The organism is Modestobacter sp. VKM Ac-2984, assembly GCF_026967985.1.
GTDB lineage: Bacteria > Actinomycetota > Actinomycetes > Mycobacteriales > Geodermatophilaceae > Modestobacter.
Map to the genome: position 1 here is coordinate 58,340 of NZ_JAPVBJ010000007.1, position 18,795 is coordinate 77,134.

Annotated in this window: 19 protein-coding genes, 2 tRNA genes, 1 other RNA gene and 1 pseudogene; 11 read left to right on the forward strand and 12 right to left on the reverse strand. The window is 75.2% G+C overall.

What is annotated here, in order from left to right:
- Positions 1 to 18: 18 nt before the first annotated feature.
- Together O2W16_RS14935 and O2W16_RS14940 are read right to left on the reverse strand one after the other, a co-directional pair.
- Positions 19 to 789: an ABC transporter ATP-binding protein gene (locus tag O2W16_RS14935; protein WP_269159603.1), complete on the reverse strand. Its 771-nt coding sequence runs from the start codon at positions 787 to 789 to the stop codon at positions 19 to 21.
- On the reverse strand, positions 782 to 1,681 hold the full coding sequence (locus O2W16_RS14940; RefSeq protein ID WP_269159604.1) for an ABC transporter ATP-binding protein: 900 nt from the start codon (positions 1,679 to 1,681) through the stop codon (positions 782 to 784). Before O2W16_RS14940 ends, O2W16_RS14935 begins: the two co-directional genes overlap by 8 nt.
- Positions 1,682 to 1,852: 171 nt before the next feature.
- Here O2W16_RS14940 and O2W16_RS14945 point away from each other — a divergent pair, with 171 nt between their 5' ends.
- Entirely contained in the window at positions 1,853 to 3,058 is a 1,206-nt protein-coding gene (locus O2W16_RS14945) for a helix-turn-helix domain-containing protein (RefSeq protein ID WP_269159605.1), read from the forward strand.
- A 17-nt stretch (positions 3,059 to 3,075) separates the two neighbouring features.
- Here O2W16_RS14945 and O2W16_RS14950 read toward each other — a convergent pair whose 3' ends face one another.
- The 3 genes from O2W16_RS14950 to O2W16_RS14960 are packed head-to-tail and all read right to left on the reverse strand — an operon-like array spanning position 3,076 to position 4,752.
- Positions 3,076 to 3,309 (reverse strand): DUF2630 family protein, encoded by a 234-nt coding sequence (locus O2W16_RS14950; RefSeq protein ID WP_269159606.1) that lies wholly within the window; start codon positions 3,307 to 3,309, stop codon positions 3,076 to 3,078.
- A gap of 43 nt (positions 3,310 to 3,352) precedes the next feature.
- Positions 3,353 to 4,273, reverse strand: a complete 921-nt coding sequence (locus O2W16_RS14955) for a prephenate dehydrogenase (RefSeq protein ID WP_269159607.1) — start codon at positions 4,271 to 4,273, stop codon at positions 3,353 to 3,355.
- Positions 4,270 to 4,752, reverse strand: coding sequence for a PaaI family thioesterase (locus tag O2W16_RS14960; protein WP_269159608.1), 483 nt, complete (start codon positions 4,750 to 4,752; stop codon positions 4,270 to 4,272). The genes O2W16_RS14955 and O2W16_RS14960 overlap by 4 nt, the downstream gene beginning before the upstream one ends.
- A 12-nt stretch (positions 4,753 to 4,764) precedes the next feature.
- Here O2W16_RS14960 and O2W16_RS14965 point away from each other — a divergent pair, with 12 nt between their 5' ends.
- From O2W16_RS14965 to O2W16_RS14980, 4 genes are all read left to right on the forward strand, one after another.
- A complete protein-coding gene (locus O2W16_RS14965) occupies positions 4,765 to 5,289 on the forward strand; it encodes a tRNA adenosine deaminase-associated protein (protein WP_269159609.1) in 525 nt (174 codons plus the stop codon).
- Complete coding sequence (locus O2W16_RS14970; RefSeq protein ID WP_269159610.1) at positions 5,286 to 5,942, forward strand: HAD-IA family hydrolase; 657 nt, start codon at positions 5,286 to 5,288, stop codon at positions 5,940 to 5,942. Before O2W16_RS14965 ends, O2W16_RS14970 begins: the two co-directional genes overlap by 4 nt.
- Positions 5,943 to 6,024: 82 nt before the next feature.
- Positions 6,025 to 6,483 (forward strand): nucleoside deaminase, encoded by a 459-nt coding sequence (locus O2W16_RS14975; RefSeq protein ID WP_269159611.1) that lies wholly within the window; start codon positions 6,025 to 6,027, stop codon positions 6,481 to 6,483.
- A gap of 10 nt (positions 6,484 to 6,493) precedes the next feature.
- Positions 6,494 to 6,581: transfer RNA gene (locus O2W16_RS14980), tRNA-Ser, on the forward strand.
- A gap of 60 nt (positions 6,582 to 6,641) precedes the next feature.
- Here the strand turns inward: O2W16_RS14980 and O2W16_RS14985 are convergent.
- From O2W16_RS14985 to O2W16_RS14995, 3 genes are all read right to left on the reverse strand, one after another.
- Positions 6,642 to 7,844, reverse strand: coding sequence for an IS481 family transposase (locus tag O2W16_RS14985; RefSeq protein WP_269159612.1), 1,203 nt, complete (start codon positions 7,842 to 7,844; stop codon positions 6,642 to 6,644).
- 162 nt (positions 7,845 to 8,006) lie between these two features.
- A complete protein-coding gene (locus O2W16_RS14990) occupies positions 8,007 to 9,860 on the reverse strand; it encodes a serine/threonine-protein kinase (protein ID WP_269159613.1) in 1,854 nt (617 codons plus the stop codon).
- A gap of 34 nt (positions 9,861 to 9,894) precedes the next feature.
- On the reverse strand, positions 9,895 to 10,242 hold the full coding sequence (locus tag O2W16_RS14995) for a hypothetical protein (RefSeq protein WP_269159614.1): 348 nt from the start codon (positions 10,240 to 10,242) through the stop codon (positions 9,895 to 9,897).
- Between the two features lie 140 nt (positions 10,243 to 10,382).
- On the opposite strand from O2W16_RS14995, the gene O2W16_RS15000 reads away from it, so the two are divergent.
- Positions 10,383 to 10,467 (forward strand) — tRNA-Ser (locus O2W16_RS15000).
- Between the two features lie 66 nt (positions 10,468 to 10,533).
- On the opposite strand, the pseudogene O2W16_RS15005 reads toward O2W16_RS15000, so the two are convergent.
- A pseudogene (locus O2W16_RS15005) lies at positions 10,534 to 11,379 on the reverse strand (DMT family transporter); the annotation flags it as partial.
- Positions 11,380 to 11,437: 58 nt separating this feature from the next.
- Here O2W16_RS15005 and ffs point away from each other — a divergent pair.
- From ffs to O2W16_RS15020, 3 genes are all read left to right on the forward strand, one after another.
- An RNA gene (ffs, locus tag O2W16_RS15010) (signal recognition particle sRNA small type) lies at positions 11,438 to 11,533 on the forward strand.
- Positions 11,534 to 11,608: 75 nt separating this feature from the next.
- A complete protein-coding gene (locus tag O2W16_RS15015) occupies positions 11,609 to 12,277 on the forward strand; it encodes a YceI family protein (RefSeq protein ID WP_269159615.1) in 669 nt (222 codons plus the stop codon).
- An 81-nt stretch (positions 12,278 to 12,358) separates the two neighbouring features.
- A complete protein-coding gene (locus O2W16_RS15020) occupies positions 12,359 to 14,644 on the forward strand; it encodes a DNA polymerase III subunit gamma and tau (RefSeq protein WP_269159616.1) in 2,286 nt (761 codons plus the stop codon).
- A gap of 36 nt (positions 14,645 to 14,680) precedes the next feature.
- Here the strand turns inward: O2W16_RS15020 and O2W16_RS15025 are convergent, their stop codons facing one another.
- The 3 genes from O2W16_RS15025 to O2W16_RS15035 are packed head-to-tail and all read right to left on the reverse strand — an operon-like array spanning position 14,681 to position 17,675.
- Entirely contained in the window at positions 14,681 to 15,865 is a 1,185-nt protein-coding gene (locus tag O2W16_RS15025; RefSeq protein WP_269159617.1) for a cation:proton antiporter, read from the reverse strand.
- Entirely contained in the window at positions 15,865 to 16,407 is a 543-nt protein-coding gene (locus tag O2W16_RS15030; protein WP_269159618.1) for a cation:proton antiporter regulatory subunit, read from the reverse strand. The genes O2W16_RS15025 and O2W16_RS15030 overlap by 1 nt, the downstream gene beginning before the upstream one ends.
- Before the next feature lie 17 nt (positions 16,408 to 16,424).
- The gene (locus O2W16_RS15035; RefSeq protein ID WP_269159619.1) at positions 16,425 to 17,675 is read right to left on the reverse strand and encodes an MFS transporter; all 1,251 of its coding nucleotides are present in this window, start codon (positions 17,673 to 17,675) and stop codon (positions 16,425 to 16,427) included.
- A 96-nt stretch (positions 17,676 to 17,771) separates the two neighbouring features.
- On the opposite strand from O2W16_RS15035, the gene O2W16_RS15040 reads away from it, so the two are divergent.
- Both O2W16_RS15040 and recR read left to right on the forward strand, forming a co-directional pair.
- Positions 17,772 to 18,107: a YbaB/EbfC family nucleoid-associated protein gene (locus tag O2W16_RS15040; RefSeq protein WP_164702720.1), complete on the forward strand. Its 336-nt coding sequence runs from the start codon at positions 17,772 to 17,774 to the stop codon at positions 18,105 to 18,107.
- 43 nt (positions 18,108 to 18,150) lie between these two features.
- A complete protein-coding gene (gene recR / locus O2W16_RS15045) occupies positions 18,151 to 18,750 on the forward strand; it encodes a recombination mediator RecR (protein ID WP_269159620.1) in 600 nt (199 codons plus the stop codon).
- Positions 18,751 to 18,795 lie beyond the last annotated feature (45 nt).

An 18,795-nucleotide genomic window follows, 5' to 3' on the forward strand; every position in this document is an offset into this window, starting at 1 on the left:
GACTCGGGGAGAGGTGGGTCAGAAGCCCAGGTACGCGTGCCGGAGGTCCTCGTCGGCCATCAGCGTGCGGGCGGAGTCGGTCACGACCACCCGGCCGAGGTTGAGGACGACGCCGACGTCGGCCACCGACAGGGCGCTCCGGGCGTTCTGCTCGACCAGCAGGACCGACAGCCCCTCGCTGTCGACGAGCCGGCGGAGCAGGCCGAAGATTTGCGCCACGATCCGCGGGGCCAGGCCCAGCGAGGGCTCGTCGAGCAGCAGGATCCGCGGCTGGGCCAGCAGTGCCCGCCCGATCACGAGCATCTGCCGCTCACCCCCGGAGAGCACGTGCGCCGGCTGGTCGCGGCGCTCGGCGATCCGCGGGAACAGGTCGTAGATGCGGTCGTACTCGCTCTTCTCGACCTTGCCGCGGAACAGCGCCCCGACCCGCAGGTTCTCGTGCACCGTGAGCTCGGAGATGACGCCGCGCCCCTCGGGCACGTGGGCCATGCCCCGGCCGACCATCGACTCGACGGAGGCGGTGGTGATGTCCTCCCCGGCGAGGGTGACCCGGCCCGAGGAGGCCCGGACCAGCCCGCTGACGGTGCGCAGCAGGGTGGTCTTGCCGGCGCCGTTGGCACCCAGGACGGCGGTGATCCGGCCGGCGTCGGCGGTCAGCGAGACCCCGTCGAGTGCCCGGACCGCCCCGTAGGAGGAGGTGAGGTCCTCGATCTGCAGCAGGGCGGGAGCGGTGGCGGTGTCCCCGCCGGTCGCGACCGCGGTGCTGCCGTGTGCCCGGGTGTCAGCCATGGTGGCGCCCTCCGTCGGTGGGGGTCGTGCCGGCCGCGTCCTCCTCGGCGGTCACCTCGTCACCGAGGTAGGCCTCGGTGACGGCGGGGTCGGCCTGCACCTCGGCCGGGGTGCCGGCGGCGATCTGCCGGCCGGAGTCCAGGACGGTGATCCGGTCGCAGACCCGCATGACCAGGTCCATGTGGTGCTCCACCAGGAGCACGCTCATCCGGCCGGAGAGCGTGCGGATGAGCTCGCCGAGGTCGTGCATCTCGTCCTCGGCGAGACCGCTGGCGGGCTCGTCGAGCAGCAGCAGGTCCGGTGCGGAGACCAGAGCGCGGGCCAGCGCGACCCGTTTCTGCACCGGGTAGGGGAGCCCACCGGGGTAGCGGCCGGCGTGCTGCTGGGCGCCCAGGTCGCTCAGCGCGGTCATGGCCCGGGCGCGCAGCTCCCGCTCGTCACGGTCGGAGCGCGGCAGGGCGAACAGCGCGGAGCCGAAGCCGGCGCGGGCGTGCCGGTGGGCGCCGATCATGACGTTCTCCAGCACGGTCATGCCGGGGAAGAGGCCCACGCCCTGCAGGGTGCGCGCGATGCCCAGGCCGGCCAGCTGGTGCGGCTTCAGCCGGCGGAGGGGCTGACCGCGCCAGGTCATCTCACCCGCCGTGGGGCGCACGATCCCGCAGGCGACGTTGAACAGCGTCGTCTTGCCTGCGCCGTTCGGGCCGATGAGCCCGTGCACCTGGCCCGGCTCGACCACCAGCGAGACCTCGGAGAGTGCGATCACGCCGCCGAAGGCGACGGTGATCCCGGTCATCTCCAGGCTGGCGGAAGGGGCGCGGTCGGTGTCCGGGGCAGCGGTGCGGTCGATCGCAGTGCTGCCTGCAGTCGGGGTCGGCTGCGCCAACGGGCCCACGGCTCCTTTGCCTCGGGTGCCCCGTCCGCCGGGCATGGCGCGGCGAACAGGTGCCGGATGATCCGACCACCCGAGCGTGCGGTGCGGTGAGTGCGGTCACAATGGGCGCGGAGCACAGCGATCACTCCGATTGCTTGTGCAGTGTGCCGTGTGTCACAGAAGGGGGGCGGGGTGCAACCGTTCCGACCTGAGGTCTCCGCGCGGCTGGCCCAGCTCGCCCCGCCGCTGCTCGGGCAGCTCGACGAGATGACCTCCCGGATGATCAGCATCCTGGAGCGCACCGAGGGTGCGTACACCGAGCAGGGGCCCGTCGTCCGGGCCGAGCTGTTCGAGTCCGGCCGGGCGAACCTCGAGCGGGCGGTGCGCACCCTGATGGGCGACGCCGACGACGGCGGCCGCGGTGCGCTGGCCGCGGCCCGTGAGGTCGGGCGGCGCCGGGCGATCCAGGGCGTGCCGCTGGAGACGGTGCTGCGCGCCTACCGGCTGGGCGGGCAGGTCACCTGGGAGGCGTTGCGGGCGACGGCCCGGGCCGCCGAGGCGCCCGGCGACAGCGACGTCCTGCTCGAGGTGGCGGGGTCGGTCTGGCACGTCAACGACGTGCAGTGTGCGGCGCTGGCCGAGGCCTACCGGACCGAGGAACGCCGGCTGGCCGGCATCGACGACCAGGCCCGGCAGCAGGTGCTGGACGGGCTGCTGGGTGGCCGCGGGGGTGACCCGGTGTTCGTCCGGACGGCCTCGGAGCTGCTGGCCCTGCCGCTGGACGGCCGGCTGGTGTGTGCCGTCGCGCCCCCGGACGAGTCGGGGGGGCCCAACCTCACCGACCCCGGCGCCCGGCTGCTGAAGCGGGGTGTGCGGTCGGTGTGGGGCTGGCGCTCCGGTGCCCAGGTCGGGGTCGTCGCGCTGGGCACCCGTCAGGTCGGCGACGTGGTGACCTGGCTGGCGGAGCTGGCCGCCGGCCCGGTGGGCATCTCCGCCGTGGTGGACGGCGCCGCGGCGGTCGCCTCCGCCTGGCGGCTGGCCGACACCGCGGCCCGCACGCTGCCCCCGGGCCAGCCGCGGGTGGTCACGATCGACGACCGGTTGCCCGAGGCGCTGCTGAGCAGCTCACCGGAGATCGCCCGCCGGCTCGTGGAGCAGTCGCTGGGCCGGCTGCTCGACCTGCCCGCCGACGAACGCGACGTGCTGCTGGACACGCTGACCGCGGTGCTGGCCTCGGACGGATCACCGACCCGGGCCGCCGACCAGCTGTACTGCCACCGCAACACGGTCATGCACCGGCTGCGCCGGATCGAGCAGGTCACCGGCCGGTCGGTGGCCGACCCCCGGTCCCGGCTGCTCTGGCAGCTGGCCCTGCTGGGGGCCGACCACCACCGCTGACGGGCCGGGGGTCGCCGCTACTGGAGGTAGTTCTCGACCTGGGGTTCCGGGCGCGGCTGGGCCTCGTCGGGGTCCTCGCCGTACTGCCGCTTGGCGTCCCGCTGGCGGATCAGGTCCCACAGCTGGTCGCGCTCCTCCTCGATCTGCCGGAGCCGGGCGCGTTGCTCGTCGGTGTGCTCGCTGGCGTCGCGGAGCGCGTGCTCCTCCTCGACCAGCGCCTCGATCTTGCTGCGGATCTCCTTGTCGTCCATGGCGGTCACCTTGCCCGGTCCGGGCGTCTCCCACGCGTGCGGATCACGCCCGATCCGGCACCCAGCCCTCGACGAACGCCGCCAGCCGCCGGGTGACCGCCCCGCCGGCCCGGCCCAGCGCGAGCAGCGCGGCCCGGTCCAGCGGGACCCGGACCGTCCGGCGGCCGGCGTCGGCGACCCGCACCGCGTGCCCGTCCTCGACCAGCTCGGGCCAGGGGCGGTCCAGCTGGGCCCGGACCCGGTCCAGCGCCGCAGCCGCCGGCCCGGCGTTGCCGGTCACCAGCGCGGTCACGAACGCCGGGTCGCTGCCGATCACCCGGGTGGCGTCGCGGAAGCTGCCGGCCGCCAGGGAGAGGGCGAGCGGACCGGCCTGCCCGGCGGCGGCGGCCACCGCCGCGGCCAGCAGGTGCGGGACGGCGCTGATCGCCGCGACCGCGTCGTCGTGCTCGGCGGCGGTCACCGGGACCACCTCGGCGCCGACGGCCAGCGCGATCTCGGCGACCCGCAGCCAGCGCCGCAGATCGGTGTCCGCCTCCAGGCACAGCGCCCACCGGGCGCCGGTGAAGAGCGTGGGGTCGACGGCGGCGTGCCCGGAGCGCTCGGTGCCGCACATCGGGTGCCCGCCGACGTACCGGTCCCCGTGGACGGCGCCCAGCTCGGCCAGCACCGGCGCCTTCACCGAACCGAGGTCGGTGACCGTCGCCCCGGGGTCGATCCGCAGCCCGGTCAGCGCCGTGCCCATCGCCGGGAGCGGGACGGCGAGCACGACGACGCCGGTCAGCTCCTGGCGGATCTCGACCCCGGTGTCCTCCGCCGCCTGCCGGGCGGCCGGGTCGACGTCCCAGCCGGAGACCGGCCGGCCGGCCGCGACCAGTGCCGCGGCCAGCGAACCGCCCAGCTGCCCGAGGCCGACCACCGAGACCGGCGGCGCCGGCATCGTCGGGACCGGGAAGGAGCCGGTCACGGTGCCTGCTCGCCGTCGGTCGCCGGGCCGGTCTCCCACGGGGTGCCCAGCCGGAACACCCGGGCCAGGGCGGTGGCGACCGGCCGACCGTCCGCGGTGGCCGCGTCGATCCGGTAGACGGCGGTGCGGCCGGTCCGGTGCAGCTCGACCCCCTCGGCGACCACGTGGTCGCCGGACCGGCCGGCGGAGAGGAACTCGGTGTGCACGTCCTGGGCGACGGCGATCGTGCCGTGGCTGTTGCTCACCGCGGCGTGCACCACGTCCAGCAGCGCCATCGTCGCGCCGCCGTGGGCGGTGCCGACCGCGTTGAGCAGGCTCGGGCCCACGGTCATCGACGCGCGGGCGTAGCCGGGCCGGACCTCCTCCAACTCGATGCCCAGGTGCGCGGCGAGCGGATCGGCGGCGAGGGCGGCGAACAGCGCCGGGGCGACGGCGGGGACCTCGACCGGCGCGCTGTCGTCGGGGAGGGCGTCGGCCATGATCTACAGGCTATGGCCCCTCCCTCCGACTCCGGCACCTCGCTGCAGGAGAGCTTCACCGTCCGGGTCAGCTCGGCCGCCGGCCGCTGGCAGTGCGAACTCCTCGCCGCCGATGCCGACGACGAGTTGCCGGCCCTGGAGCGGGCTCTCGGCGACCCGGGCGCCGCCGGCTGGCCGGGCCCGTTCGTCCTCGTCGTCGACAGTCGGCTCTACTTCGTCGTGCTGCGACACGGACCGGGCGGCATGGTCCGCGCGCTGATCTCCGACGCGACCTTCCAGGAGCACCTGCTCGCGGCCGAGGTGGTGGAGCGCTACGGCATCCCGGTCGAGACCGGCACCACGATCGACGACGCCTTCGACGCCGACAGCCAAGGCCGGCCCGGCGGTGACCTCGACGTCCTGGCCGACGCCGGGCTCCCGGCCGAGGAGCTCAGCCGGCTGCTGGACTCCGAGGAGCTGTGGGCCGACGAGGTGGTGCTGGCGATCGCCGAACGGCTGGGCTTCGCCGACGAGCTCACGGCGGTGGCGGCGCCGTGAACGCGCGTGCCGGCAGCCACGTCCGTGCCGTCGTCTTCGACCTGGGTGGCGTGCTCACCGAGAGCCCGCTGACCGCCTTCGCCGCCTACGAGCAGGAGGCGGCGCTGCCCGCCGGGTTCATCGTCGGCCTCAACAGCACCGACCCGGACACCAACGCCTGGGCCCGCTACGAGCGCCGGGAGCTCGACGAGCCGGGGTTCCGGCGGGCCTTCGAGGCCGAGGCCGCCGCCGCCGGGCACCCGCTGGACGCCGGCCGGGTGCTCGCCGCCCTGGCGGGGGAGCTGCGCCCGGCGATGGTGACGGCGGTGCGGCGGCTGCGGACGGCGGGACTCCCGCTGGCGCTGCTGTCGAACAACGTCGCGCCGATGCAGCGCACCGGCCGGCTGGGCGAGCTGCTGGGGTTGTTCGACGCCGTCGTCGAGTCCTCGGTCGAGGGGGTGCGCAAGCCCGAACCGGCGATCTACCCGCTCGCGGTCCAGCGCCTGTCGCAGGCGGTCGGCCGGGAGCTCGCGCCGTCCGACTGCGCCTACCTGGACGACCTGGGCATCAACCTGAAGCCGGCCCGCGCGCTGGGGATGCACACGGTCAAGGTCGTCGACCCCGCCGCCGCGCTCGCCGAGCTGTCGGCGTTCACCGGCCTGGACCTGACATGACCTCTCGGCGCAGTCGTGCTCTGGCTGCACCGGTGCGCCAGAGCACGAGCGGCGGCGAGGCACGTCTGCAGGCAGGCCGGCGATGACCGACGACGAGGCGATGCTGCGGGCGCTGGAGCTCGCGGCCGCCGCGCAGGAGTGGGGCGACACGCCGATCGGCGCCGTCGTGCTCGGGCCGGACGGGACGGTGCTGGCCGAGGCGGCCAACGAGCGGGAGAAGCAGGGCGACCCCACCGCGCACGCCGAGGTGCTGGCCCTGCGCACCGCCGCGGCGGTGCACGGTGACGGCTGGCGGCTGACCGGGGCGAGCCTGGTGGTCACGCTGGAGCCCTGCACGATGTGCGCCGGGGCGAGCGTGCTGGCCCGGGTGGCGCGGGTGGTCTACGGCGCCGACGACCCGAAGGCGGGGGCGGCCGGTTCGTTGTGGGACGTCGTCCGGGACCGGCGGCTCAACCACCGGCCCGAGGTGACCGGCGGGGTCCGCGCCGAGGAGTCCGGCGCGTTGCTACGTGCTTTCTTCCGCTCGAAGCGGGGCCTGTAGTCTGTCCGGCGGTGGCGTGTCCGAGCGGCCGAAGGAGCACGCCTCGAAAGCGTGTGAGGTGCAAGCCTCCGTGGGTTCAAATCCCACCGCCACCGCCAGTGTGATGTCGCAGGACATCCCGGACGCCCGGACCCACGGAATGTGGGTTCGGGCGTCTGTCATCTCCGGGTGGGGCCGGGTGGTCGGCCGGTGGGCTGGTAGTCGCGGGCCGGGTCGATGGTGAGCTCGCGGAGGAGTTCGCCGGTGGAGGCGTCGATGACGCGCACGTTCAGGTCCTGGACGAGCAGCAGGACGTGGGTTCCGTAGTGGGTTCGGCCGACGCCGATGTGGTGGAGGCGGCCGGCCAGTCGGAGGGTGACGCAGCCGGTGGAGTCGATGCGGTCGGTGCGTACCCGGTCGTGGGTGTCGCGGCTGCGGTCGGCGCCGGGGCCGGCTTTCGGCCGCGCGGTGTAGGCGGTGGTTGGGGTGGCCCGATGGGGCAGGGATCGGTGCGGGCGGTGGCAGTTGTAGGTGTCGACGAAGACGTCGATCAGGGCTTGTAGGGCGGTGAGGGTGGCCGGCTGGTCGGGTCGGGCGAGCAGCCACTTCTTCAGCGTCTGCTGGAAGCGTTCGACCTTGCCGCAGGTGGTGGGGTGGTTGGGCCGGGAGTTTTTCTGCGTGATGCCCAAACGGCGGAGTTCGTGTTCGAGGTGGTTGCGTCCGCCGCGGCCGCCGGCGAAGCGGGTGGTGTAGACGGTGCCGTTGTCGGTGAGCGTGGAGGCGGGGTAGCCGTGCAAGTCAGTGGCCTGGCGGAAGGTCTTGAGCACGATCGGGCCAGTGATCCGGACATGGGCGGTGACGTGCAGGGCCAGCCGGGAGTGGTCGTCGAGCCAGGTGATGATCTCGATGTCTGCGCCTGGGGTGCCGTCGGGGTTGATCAGCCGGTAGTGGGTGAAGTCCGACTGCCAGGTCTCGTTGGGCTGGTCGGCGGCGAAGCGGATGTAGGAGGACTTGGGCCGCTTGGCCGGTTCGGGGGTGACCGCGCCGGCGCGGGTGAGGATCCGGTGGATCGTGGCCCGGGAGAGGTTGGTCTGGTGGCGGTGGGTCAGGTGCCAGCCGATGGTGTCCGCGCCGGCGTCCAGCCCCGACTCGGCCAGCTCCTTGCGTAGTCGCAGCACCAGTTCCACCGTGGCCGGCGCGGTAGCGGCCGGTGAGCTGCGTGGCCGCCGGGAGCGGGGCTCGAAGGCTGCGTCGCCCTCGGCTCGGTAGCGGGCCAGCAGCTCATAGAGCCAGGACCGGGAGACCCCGTAGGCCTCGATGACCTCGGCCGGGCTCCGGCCCTCCACCTCAACAGCCGTGATGACCAGCCGCGCCTTCGACATGGTCGACCCTCAGCCGAGGGTCCGGCATGACCTGCGACATCAGTCCGGCATGTCGTGAGACACCTGTCCGGTATGTCCTGATCCAGGACACCACCGCCACCGCCAGTCCAGAACGGCGGCGCCCCACTCGGGGCGCCGCCGTTCTGGCGTCCCTGGGGTCCGTCAGACCGGGACGTCGTAGTCGATGAGCAGCCGGCCGTCGTCGCCGCGGACCAGGGTGATCTGGTGCTGCTCGGGTCTGACCGTGCCGTCGCGCTCGGTGAAGGTCACCGGCATCGAGGCGACGAGCGACCCGTCCTGCGCCGACACCGGCCCCCGGGTGACGCCCTGGAAGCGGTTCCAGAAGGCGAGGTAGGCCGACCGGGTGCCGATCTCCGCACGCAGCCGGGGCCCGGTGCGCTCCCAGGCTGCCTCGGGGTCGCCGGGCAGCAGTGCGTAGTAGCTGGTGACTGCCTGCACGACCTCGGCCGCGGAGCCCGGTGCCGGACCCGCGGGCGTCGGCGTCGGCGTCGCGGTGGGGGGCGGGGTGGGCGTCGATGGTGGTGGGGTCACCGACGGCGTCGGGGCGGCGGAGGTCGGCGAGGGCGTCTCTGACGTCACCACCGGTTCCTCGGTCGTCGGCGTCGGGTCGGCGGACGACGGTGCCGGGTCGGCGGACGACGGTGTCGACGGTGCACTGCTGGCCTCGACCGCCGGGGTCCGGCCGTCGTTCCGGGCCTCGAACCAGACCGCTCCCAGCGTGCCGGACAGGGCGAGGAGCACGATCGCGGCGGCGACGACCAGCCGGGGCCGGCGGCGCCCCGGTGGGGGTGTGGGTGGAGGGGGCCGGTCGGCGGCGGGCGGCGCGCCGGCCGCCGCCGCAGCCGGCGGCGTGGCCGCGGCTGCGCCTGGCTGGTCTGTGCTCTCCGGCTGTTCGCCCGTCCCCGGCCGGGCCTGCGTCTCCGGAGCCGGAGGCGCGTCGGCCGGGGGCGCCGGCTGGGCGGCGGCCGCCCCAGCGGGGGTCCCGGTGGTGGGGGTCCCGGTGGTGAGAGGCCCGGCCGTGGCGGATGCGGTGCCGGGGGAGTCGGTGCCGGCGGGTGTGGCCGTCGCGCCGGTGGTCGCCGCGCCGGGCACCGGGCGCAGGTCGGCCAGCGTCGGCAGCAGCGACGTGCGCGCGGCGAGCACCTCGGTGACGTCGCGGTCCCGGCCGGCAGCCAGCTTCGCCAGCTGGTCGCGCGCCTGGGACATCGTCGGCCGCTTCGCCGGGTCGTTGGCCAGCATCCGCATCAGCGGCCGGGTGAGCGGCCCGGCGTTCCTCGGCCGGGCCACGTTGCCCCCGGCGACCCGGTGGAGCATCTCCAGCGGGTTCTCGGTCATCCCGAACGGCGGCGTCCCCTCCAGGCAGGCGTGCAGCGTGGCACCCAGGGAGAAGACGTCGCTGGCCTCCCGGGGTTCCTGCCCGCGGGCGACCTCGGGGGCCAGGTAGGCCGGCGTCCCCTTGACGACGCCGGTCTGGGTGAGCGAGACGTCACCGCGAGCCCGGGAGATGCCGAAGTCGGTGATCTTCACCAGGCCGGCGCTGCGCTGACCCTCGCCGATCAGGATGTTGCCCGGTTTCACGTCCCGGTGGACGACGCCGGCGGCGTGCGTGGCCACCAGCGCATCGGCGACCTGTGCACCGATCTGGGCCACCTGCTGCACGGGCAGCGTGCCCCGTTCGGCCAGCACGCTCGCCAGGCTCTGGGAGGGCAGGTGCTCCATGACCAGCCAGGGCGTCCCGCCGTCGTCGACCATGTCGTAGACCGCGATGGCGTGCGGATGGGTCAGTCGGGCGGCGATCCGGCCTTCGCGCATGGCCGCTTCTCGGTGCCCGGCGGTCGCCTCCGGGTCGCTGCCGACCGGGATGAGCACCTGCTTGACCGCGACGTCCCGGCCCAGCAGCTCGTCCCGAGCGAGCCAGACCGCGCCCATGGCCCCGCCACCGAGTCGGGACCGCAGCAGGTAGCGCCCGGCCACCCGGGCGCCCGGCGCCGTCACCCCAGCCCTGCTCGCACGCCGACCGGGCCGCGGGTCAGGCGGAGACGGGCGCCCCGTACCGGCGCGCGTACTCCGCCTGGGCCCCCTCGGGCAGCGCGTCGTAGAGCTCGCCCAGCTGGTCGACCGAGCTCTGCGGCAGCTCGTCGAACAGCTGGCGCCAGCTCGGCGGCTCGTCGTGGCTGCGGGTCAGCAGCAGCTCCCACGCCCGGGTCTGCCGCTCGCGCTGCGCCCGCCCGGCGACCAGGCTGGAGAGGTACTGGTCCTTGGCGGCGTCCTTCTCGGCGCGGGTGGCGTCGGGCGGGAGGTCGCTGGGGTCGGTCTCCTCCAGCGCGGTGACGATCGCCGCGACCACGTCGGGGCGCACCTGCTCTGTGCTGCTCATGTCGGTCCTCCCGGTGTCCGGTTCCGTTCGGCGGTCGCCGTCCCGTAGATCACTCAACCACTCTCCGGCCCCGCAGGCTGCTCGGGTGGAGGGGAGCGGCTGACTGCCGCTGAGCCGCCCGGTACAGTGGCCCCCGCACTGGAGGATTCGCCTAGTGGCCTATGGCGCTCGCTTGGAAAGCGGGTTGGGTGCAAGCCCTCGGGAGTTCGAATCTCCCATCCTCCGCAGGTAGAGCGCCGTCACGGCGCCGAGCATGAGTGATCCCCCGGCCAGCGCGGTCGGGGTGAGCCGCTCCCCGAGCAGCCCGGCCGCCAGCGCGGTCGCGGTCAGCGGCTCCAGCAGGGTCACGATCGAGGCGACCGCGGCCGGCACGGCCCGCACCCCGGTGAAGAAGAGCCCGTACGCCAGCGCGGTCGGCACGAGCCCCAGGTAGACCAGCAGCGCCAGCCCCAGCGGGTCGGTGGTGAGGTCCAGCCCGGCGGCCAGCGCCACCGGGGTGAGCGCCACGGCCCCCACGGCGAAGCCCACCGTCGTCGTCGGCACGCCCGCCGGCGCACCGGCCGACAGCAGCACGACCGCGGCGTAGGCGACCGCGCAGCCGATCGCGGCCAGCGCACCCAGCAGGACCGCGTCCCCGCCGTCGCCGCCCGCGGAGACCCCCACGAGCAGCACCAGCCCGGCCAGGGCGACGACGAGGGCGACGCCGGTGGCCCGGTCCGGGCGGCCGTGCCCGAGTGCGGCGGCACCGACGGCGACCAGCAGCGGGGCCAGGCCGAGGGCGACCAGCGTCGCGATGCTCACCCCGGCCGTGGCCACGGCGGCGAAGTACGCGCTCTGGTAGGCCGCCAGCCCGGCGCCGACCCCCGCCAGTCGCCAGCGCAGGGCGCGCGACCACGGGACCGCCGGGGCGGCGGCCCCGGAGGAGGTCCGCCGGGCGAGCAGGTGGACGGCGAGCAGGGCGAGCGCGCCGACGGCCATCCGGTGCCAGGCGACGTCGAGCGGGTCGAGGTCGGTGCGGTCGGCGACCAGGTCGCCGGTGATGCCCGCGGTGCCCCAGCACAGCGCGGCCAGGACGACGAGCAGGAAGCCGCGGCTGGACGGCGCCGGCGGGACGGGCTGAGGGGTGCGCCCGGTCATGCGCCGGGAGCGTACGGGGAGGGCGGCTCCGGCCTCGGCGGCGTCCTCTACAGTGGACGGCGACCCCTCGTGCGGCGTCACCCTGTGAACCTCCCCAGGGCCGGAAGGCAGCAAGGATAAGCGGGCTCTGACGGGTGTGCGGGGGGTCCTTTCTCTCTCCCGGCCCGTTCACATGCTCCTCCCAGGTTCGTGCGCTCTGATGCACCCACCTTCGAGCGGGGGAGTGGCCGTGCCCAGTCGTCGTACCTGGTGGATCACCGGCGGGGCAGTGGCGGTGGTCGCCGCAGGGGCCATCGGCGGACCGTTGATCTACGCCGCCCTCGCGGAGGACGCGCCGCCGGCGGAGACGGTGCAGGCGCAGCCGCAGGAGGTCGAGCTCGCCGCGGACACCGACGGCACCTGGACCATCGCGCCGGAGTCCACCGCGGGCTACCGCGTCGACGAGGTGCTCAACGGTGCCGACGTCACCGTGGCCGGCACGACCGACCAGGTGACCGGCACCGTCGTCGTCTCCGGTGGGGACCTCGCCGACGCCGACGTGACCGTCGACGTCGCCTCGATCAGCACCGACAGCGGCCGCCGCGACTCCTACTTCCGGGACAACGTGATGGACGTCGCCGCGAACCCCACCGCGGTCTTCTCCGTCACCGAGGTGGCCGACCTCCCCGAGCTCAGCGGCACCCCGGTCACCGTGCCGGTCACCGGCGAGCTGACCCTGGCCGGGGTGACCCAGCAGGTGCAGACCGAGATGTCCGTGGTCCGCACCGCCGAGGGGATCGACGTCTCCGGCGCCGTGCCGGTGACCTTCGCCGACCACGGCATCGAGCCGCCGGACCTGGGCTTCGTCAGCGTCGAGGACTCCGGCTCCGTCGAGTTCTTCCTGCACCTGGCCCAGTGACATCGCCTCGGCCTCGTCCAGAGGCTCGCCGCGAGCCTGCGAGTGGTGAGGGGGACGAGGTCCTTTGAGTAACCTCGCGGCGTGGCTCTGGCGCTCTACCGCAAGTACCGTCCGGCGACCTTCGCCGAGGTGGTCGGGCAGGAGCACGTCACCGCGCCCCTGATGAACGCGGTGGACGGCGGGCGGATCAACCACGCCTACCTGTTCAGCGGGCCGCGGGGCTGCGGGAAGACGTCGTCGGCGCGGATCCTGGCCCGCTCGCTGAACTGCGAGCAGGGGCCGACCTCCACCCCCTGCGGCGTCTGCGGCTCGTGCATCGCGCTGGCCCCCGACGGCCCCGGCTCGATCGACGTCATGGAGATCGACGCGGCCAGCCACGGTGGTGTCGACGACGCCCGCGACCTGCGCGAGAAGGCGTTCTTCGCCCCGGTGCACAGCCGCTACAAGGTCTACATCGTCGACGAGGCGCACATGGTGAGCTCGCAGGGCTTCAACGCCCTGCTCAAGGTGGTCGAGGAGCCGCCGGAGTTCCTGGTCTTCGTCTTCGCCACGACCGAGCCGGAGAAGGTCCTCCCGACCATCCGCTCGCGCACCCACCACTACCCGTTCCGGCTGGTGCCGCCCAGCACGCTGCGCGGCCTGCTGGAGAGGACGTGCGCGGCCGAGGGCGTCACCGTGGAGCCGACGGTGTTCCCGCTGGTGGTCCGGGCCGGCGGCGGCTCGGTGCGCGACTCGCTGTCGATCCTCGACCAGCTGCTGGCCGGCGCCGGCCCCGAGGGGGTCACCTACCGGTCGGCCGTGGGCCTGCTCGGCGTCACCGACGAGGCGCTGCTCGACGAGGCGGTCGACGCGCTGGCCGCCTCCGACGCGCCGGGCGTCTTCCAGGCCGTCGACCGGGTGGTCGAGGCCGGGCACGACCCCCGCCGGTTCGCCACCGACCTGCTCGACCGGCTGCGTGACCTGATCGTGCTGGACGCCGTGCCCGAGGCCGGCGGCAACGGCCTGCTCGACAGCCCGCCCGACCGGATCGACGTGATGAGCCGGCAGGCCCAGGCGCTGGGCGCCGCCACGCTCTCCCGGCTGGCCGACACCGTGCACGAGGGCCTCACCGAGATGCGCGGGACGACGGCCCCCCGGCTGCTCCTGGAGCTCGTCTGCGCCCGGATGCTGCTGCCCGGGGTCGACGGCTCGGCCGCAGCCACCCTGCAGCGCCTGGAGCGGCTGGAACGGCGGATGTCGATCGCCGGCGAGCACGCCGGCCGCCCGGAGGCCGCCGCCGTCCCGGCGCCGGTGCGCGAGCCCGCCCGCCCGGCCCCGGTCCAGGCACCGCCGCCCGCGGTCCACACCCCGGCGGCCCCGGCGGCTCCGGCGGCTCCGGCCCCGCAGGCTGCGGCCCCGCAGGCCCCGGCGCCGGAACCCGTGGCGCCCCCCGTCGCTGCGCCGACCAGCCGGCCGGCGTACGTCCGTCCCTCGCAGGCCCGGTCCGCGCCGGCCGCCCCCACCCCTGCCCCGGCCTCCCCGCCGGCCCCGGAGGGGGACGACGGCTGGCCGGTGACCGCCCGCCCGGGCACACCCGCCCCGGCGCCGGCGGCTGCCCAGCCGCCCGCCGCCCAGCCGCACGCCGCCGAGCCGCCACGGCCCCGGTCGGAGAGCGCGCCGCCGTCCGACGTCCCGTTGCCGCCGGAGCCCACCGACGACGAGGACTGGCCGCAGCCGGCTCGTCCGGCGGCGGAACCGCCCCGCGCCCCCGCGCCGGCCGCGGACGCCGGCGCTGCCCCGGCACCCCGGGCCGCTGCGGAGTCGGCGCCGGCGCCCCGCGGCGGCGAGCCGACGCCGCTGGTGTCGGCCACCGCTGCCGAGCCGGCCGATGACGGTGCGCTGACCACCGCCGACGTGCGGCGGATCTGGCCGGAGCTGCTCAAGGTGGTGCGCGGGCACAAGCGCACCACCGAGGCCCTGCTCAAGAGCGCCCAGGTCCACGACCTGACCAACGGGGTGCTCACCCTGGCGGCCACCTCGCCGGCGTTGGCCAAGATGCTGGGCGACGACCTCAACAAGGACGTCATCCGGCAGTCGCTGCAGGAGCTGCTCGGCGTCCGCTGGAAGGTGCAGGCCGTCGTCGACGGGGGACCGGGGCAGCCCGGGGCTGCCGGCGGTGGCTCGGGGGGCGGGGCGCCGGTGTCACCGGAGGCGGCGCGGGCCGCCGTGCAGGCCGCGGAGTCCGCCGAGGCCGACGAGCTGATGGCCGAGCGGGCCGCCGACGCGGCCTCCGGCGACACCGCGGACGCCGCGCCGGCGCTGGACCCCGAGGCCGCCGCGCTCCAGCTGCTGCGCACCCAGCTCGGTGCGCGACCGATCGACAGCTGACCGGCGCGCCATTCCCACGGCGAGGGCCGGGGCTTCCTACGGCGAGGACCGGGGCGGCGCGGAACGCTGGGCGAGCCGGCGCACCCACGGGTCGACCAGCCGCGGCATCAGCGGCCCCAGCACGGCCAGGATCAGCACGTAGGCGGCGACCGTCGAGCCGAAGGCCGCCGGCACGCTGCCCAGCACCAGGCCGGCGATGATGATCGAGAACTCCCCGCGTGCGACCAGGGCCGCCCCGGCGCGCACCCGGCCGGGCGGCCCCACGCCGGCCCGGCGGCCGGCGACCCACCCGGTGCCGAACTTGGTCACGATCCCGACCGCGGCCAGTGCCGCTGCGGGCAGCAGCGCGGCGGGCAGCTGCGAGGGGTCGGTCGACAGCCCGAAGAAGACGAAGAAGACCGCGGCGAACAGGTCGCGCAGCGGGGCGAGCACGTCCCCGATCCGCTCGGCGACCTCACCGGAGAGGGCGATCCCGAGCAGGAACGCACCCACCGCCGCCGAGACGTGCACCGCCTCGGCGGCGCCGGCGACCAGCAGCGCCAGACCCAGCACGCGCAGCAGCAGGATCTCGTTGGACCGCGCCCCGACGAACCTGGTCACCGTGTTGCCGTGGCGCACCGCGACGGCCAGCACGGCCGCGAGGGTGGCCAGGGCGACGCTGACCGACAGCAGGGCGTCGCCGGTGGTGGTGGCCGCGACGACGCCGGTGAGCACCGGGAGGTACGCGGCCATCGCCAGGTCCTCGATGACCAGGACGCCGAGCACCGCCGGGGTCTCCCGGTTGCCGAGCCGGCCGAGGTCGGTCAGGAGCTTGGAGACGATCCCCGACGAGCTGATCGCGGTGACGCCGAACAGCGCCAGCGCGGCGGTGGGCCCCCAGCCCAGGAACAACGCCAGGGCGGCCCCGGGCAGGCCGTTGAGCAGCAGGTCGACGACCCCGACCGGCGCCTGGCGGCGCAGGTTCTCGACCAGGTCACCGGCGGTGTACTCCAGCCCGAGGACGAGCAGCAGGAGCACGATGCCGACCTCGGCGCCGGTGGAGAAGAAGCCCTCGGGGGCGTCCAGCGGCAGCAGCCCGCCGGTGCCGAACGCCAGCCCGGCGAGCAGGTACAGCGGGATGGGGGACAGGCCGATCCGGCCGGCCAGCGAGCCGAGCAGCCCCAGCCCGAAGAGGACGGCGCCCAGCTCGAGCAGCAGGACCGCGGTGTGCCCCAGGTCCATCAGCGGGGGTTCAGCAGGTCACCGACCGCTGCGACGCCGTCCGACGTGCCGACCACGACCAGCCGGTCCTCGGCCTGGAACCGGAAGTCCGGGGTGGGCGAGGCGATCATCTCCTCACCCCGGACGACCGCGACGACGGAGGCGCCGGTGCGGGTCCGGATGGCCGCGTCGCCCAGGGTCGCGGCGACGTAGGGGGAGCCGGGCTCGATCGGCACGCCCTCGGTGGCCAGGCTCTCCACCTGCTCACGCAGCCGGGACAACCGCTCGGTGATCCGCGGGGCGCCCAACAGCTCGGCGACGACCTCGCTCTCCTCCGCGGTCAGCTCGATGGTGGCCGCCGTGGCGTCGGGGTCCCGCTCGTCGTAGAGGACGACGTGCCGGGCGCCGTTGCGCTGGGAGATGACGCCGACCCGCCGGCCCTGTGCGGTCACCAGGTCGTGGCGGAGCCCGATCCCGGGCAGTCGTGTCTCCTCGACGTCCATCGGTGTCCTTGCTCCTGTCTCGTCGCGGGCGCAGGTGAGGTCCCCGCCGTCGGCGCTCATCGTGCCCCGCCGGGTGGTCAGCCGGCAGCGGTCCTTGGTCCCCGGTCCAGTGCCCGGAAGCGGGCCAGCGCGGCGACCGAGACCACCGGGCCGGCGGCGAGCAGCACCAGCGTCCACCGCCAGGTGACCAGGTCGGCCAGGTAGGGCAGCGCGCTGATGGTCACCGTGGTGAGCAGGAACCCGGTCGCGGTCTGCACGGTGAGGGCGGTGCCGACCCAGCGCCGGTCGGAGACCTCGCTGAGCAGGGTGGAGAACATCGCCGAGTCGGCGATGACGCTGGCCCCCCAGACGCAGACGAAGACGGCGAGGGCCGTGGTCGGCCAGGACCAGGCCCACGGGGAGAGCAGGCAGCACACGCCGCTGGTGGTCACCGCGACGGTGGCGACCGGCGCCCGCCCCCACCGGCCGGCGAGCCAGCCGGCCAGCACGCAGCCGGCCGCGCCGCAGATCCCGAACGCGACCAGGGCCAGCAGGGCGATCCGGGCGGTCGGCAGGGCGGGGTCGACCACGTCCCGGGAGGCGGTGATCCACACCGCGGCCCAGGTCCAGAGCGCGTAGAGCTCCCACATGTGCCCGAGGTAGGCGAGGTTCACCAGCCGCGGCCGGGCCGACCGGAAGCCGTCGAAGGCCTGGGCGGCCCGCGGGCGGCTGCCCACCGACAGGTGCGGCCCGGCGCGCAGCAGGACCACCGCCAGCAGGGCCGCGACCGCGCCGCTGGCCGCGGCGGCGACCAGCACGGTCCGCCACGAGTCGCCGAGCACGCCGACCAGCAGCTGGGGCAGCAGCGAACCGAGGGTGAGCGCGCCGACCAGCACGCCGAGCGCCAGCCCGCGCCCGCGGGCGCCGAACCACGAGGCCATCAGCTTCATGCCGATCGGGTAGACCAGCGCGAGGCCCATCCCGGTCAGGAAGCGCAGCGCGACGCCGAGCAGCGGCCCGTCGGCCAGGACGGCGACGCCGAGGGTGCACGCGGCGGCGGCCCCGGCCCCGGTGGCGAGCAGCCGCTCGGGGCGGACCCGGTCGGCCAGCCCGGTCGTCGCCGAGGCGAGCGCGCCCACGACGAAGCCCAGCTGCACGGCGACGGTGAGGCCGACCCCACCGGCGGTGCCGAGCTCCCAGTCGCGGCGCAGCACGGGCAGCACGGCGGAGGCGGAGAACCACACGGCCAGGGCCAGCACCTGGGTCAGCGCGATGAGCGCCAGCTGCGACCACGGCCCGGTGCGTGCCCCGCCCACGGTGCCGCGGACCTGCACGCCGTCACCCGTCACGGGGCGACCCTGCCACCGAGCCCGGGCACGCCCCAAGTCGGCTCGCGGGCGCGGTGCGTGCGGCGGACTGTCGGTGCCAGCACCTACGCTCGGACCATGCGACCCGGTGGCCAGCCCGACATGCAGCAGATCATGAAGCAGGCTCAGCAGATGCAGCAGCAGCTCGCTGCTGCGCAGGAGGAGCTGGCCCGCGCCGAGGTGACCGGTTCGGCCGGTGGCGAGCTGGTCACCGTGACCATGACCGGCAGCGGCGACGTCACCGCCGTCACGATCGCCCCGGCCGCCGTCGATCCCGACGACGTCGAGACCCTGCAGGACCTGGTGGTCGCGGCCGTCCGTGACGCCCAGCGCGCCGTCGGCGAGCTCACCGCCTCCACGATGGGCCCGCTGACCGGCGGTCTCGGTGGCGGGCTGGGTCTCCCCGGCCTCTGATCCACCCGGGTGCGCACACCGCCACCCGCAGCGAAGGAGAACCGTGTACGAGGGCGCTGTCCAGGACCTCATCGACGAGCTCGGGCGGCTGCCCGGCGTCGGTCCCAAGAGCGCGCAGCGCATCGCCTTCCACCTGCTGGCCGCCGAGTCGACCGACGTCGGCCGGCTCGTCGCCGCCCTGCAGCGGGTGCAGGCCGAGGTCCGGTTCTGCGTGACCTGCCACAACGTCGCCGAGGCCGAGCAGTGCCGGATCTGCCGTGACCCGCGGCGCACGCTCGACGTCATCTGCGTCGTCGAGGAGCCCAAGGACGTCGTGGCGATCGAGCGGACCCGGGAGTTCAAGGGCCGCTACCACGTGCTCGGCGGGGCGATCAGCCCGATCGAGGGGATCGGCCCCGACGACCTGAAGGTCAAGGAGCTGATGACCCGGCTGATGGACGGCCAGGTCACCGAGCTGATCATCGCCACCGACCCGAACCTGGAGGGCGAGGCGACCGCCGCGTACCTGGCCCGGCTGGTCGGCCCGCTGGGGCTGGCGGTGTCCCGGCTGGCCAGCGGGCTGCCGGTGGGCGGTGACCTGGAGTACGCCGACGAGGTCACCCTGGGCCGGGCGTTCGAGGGCCGCCGCCGCATCGACGCCTGAGGAAGGACCCCGCTGCCCCCCCACCACTCGCAGGCTCGTGGTGGG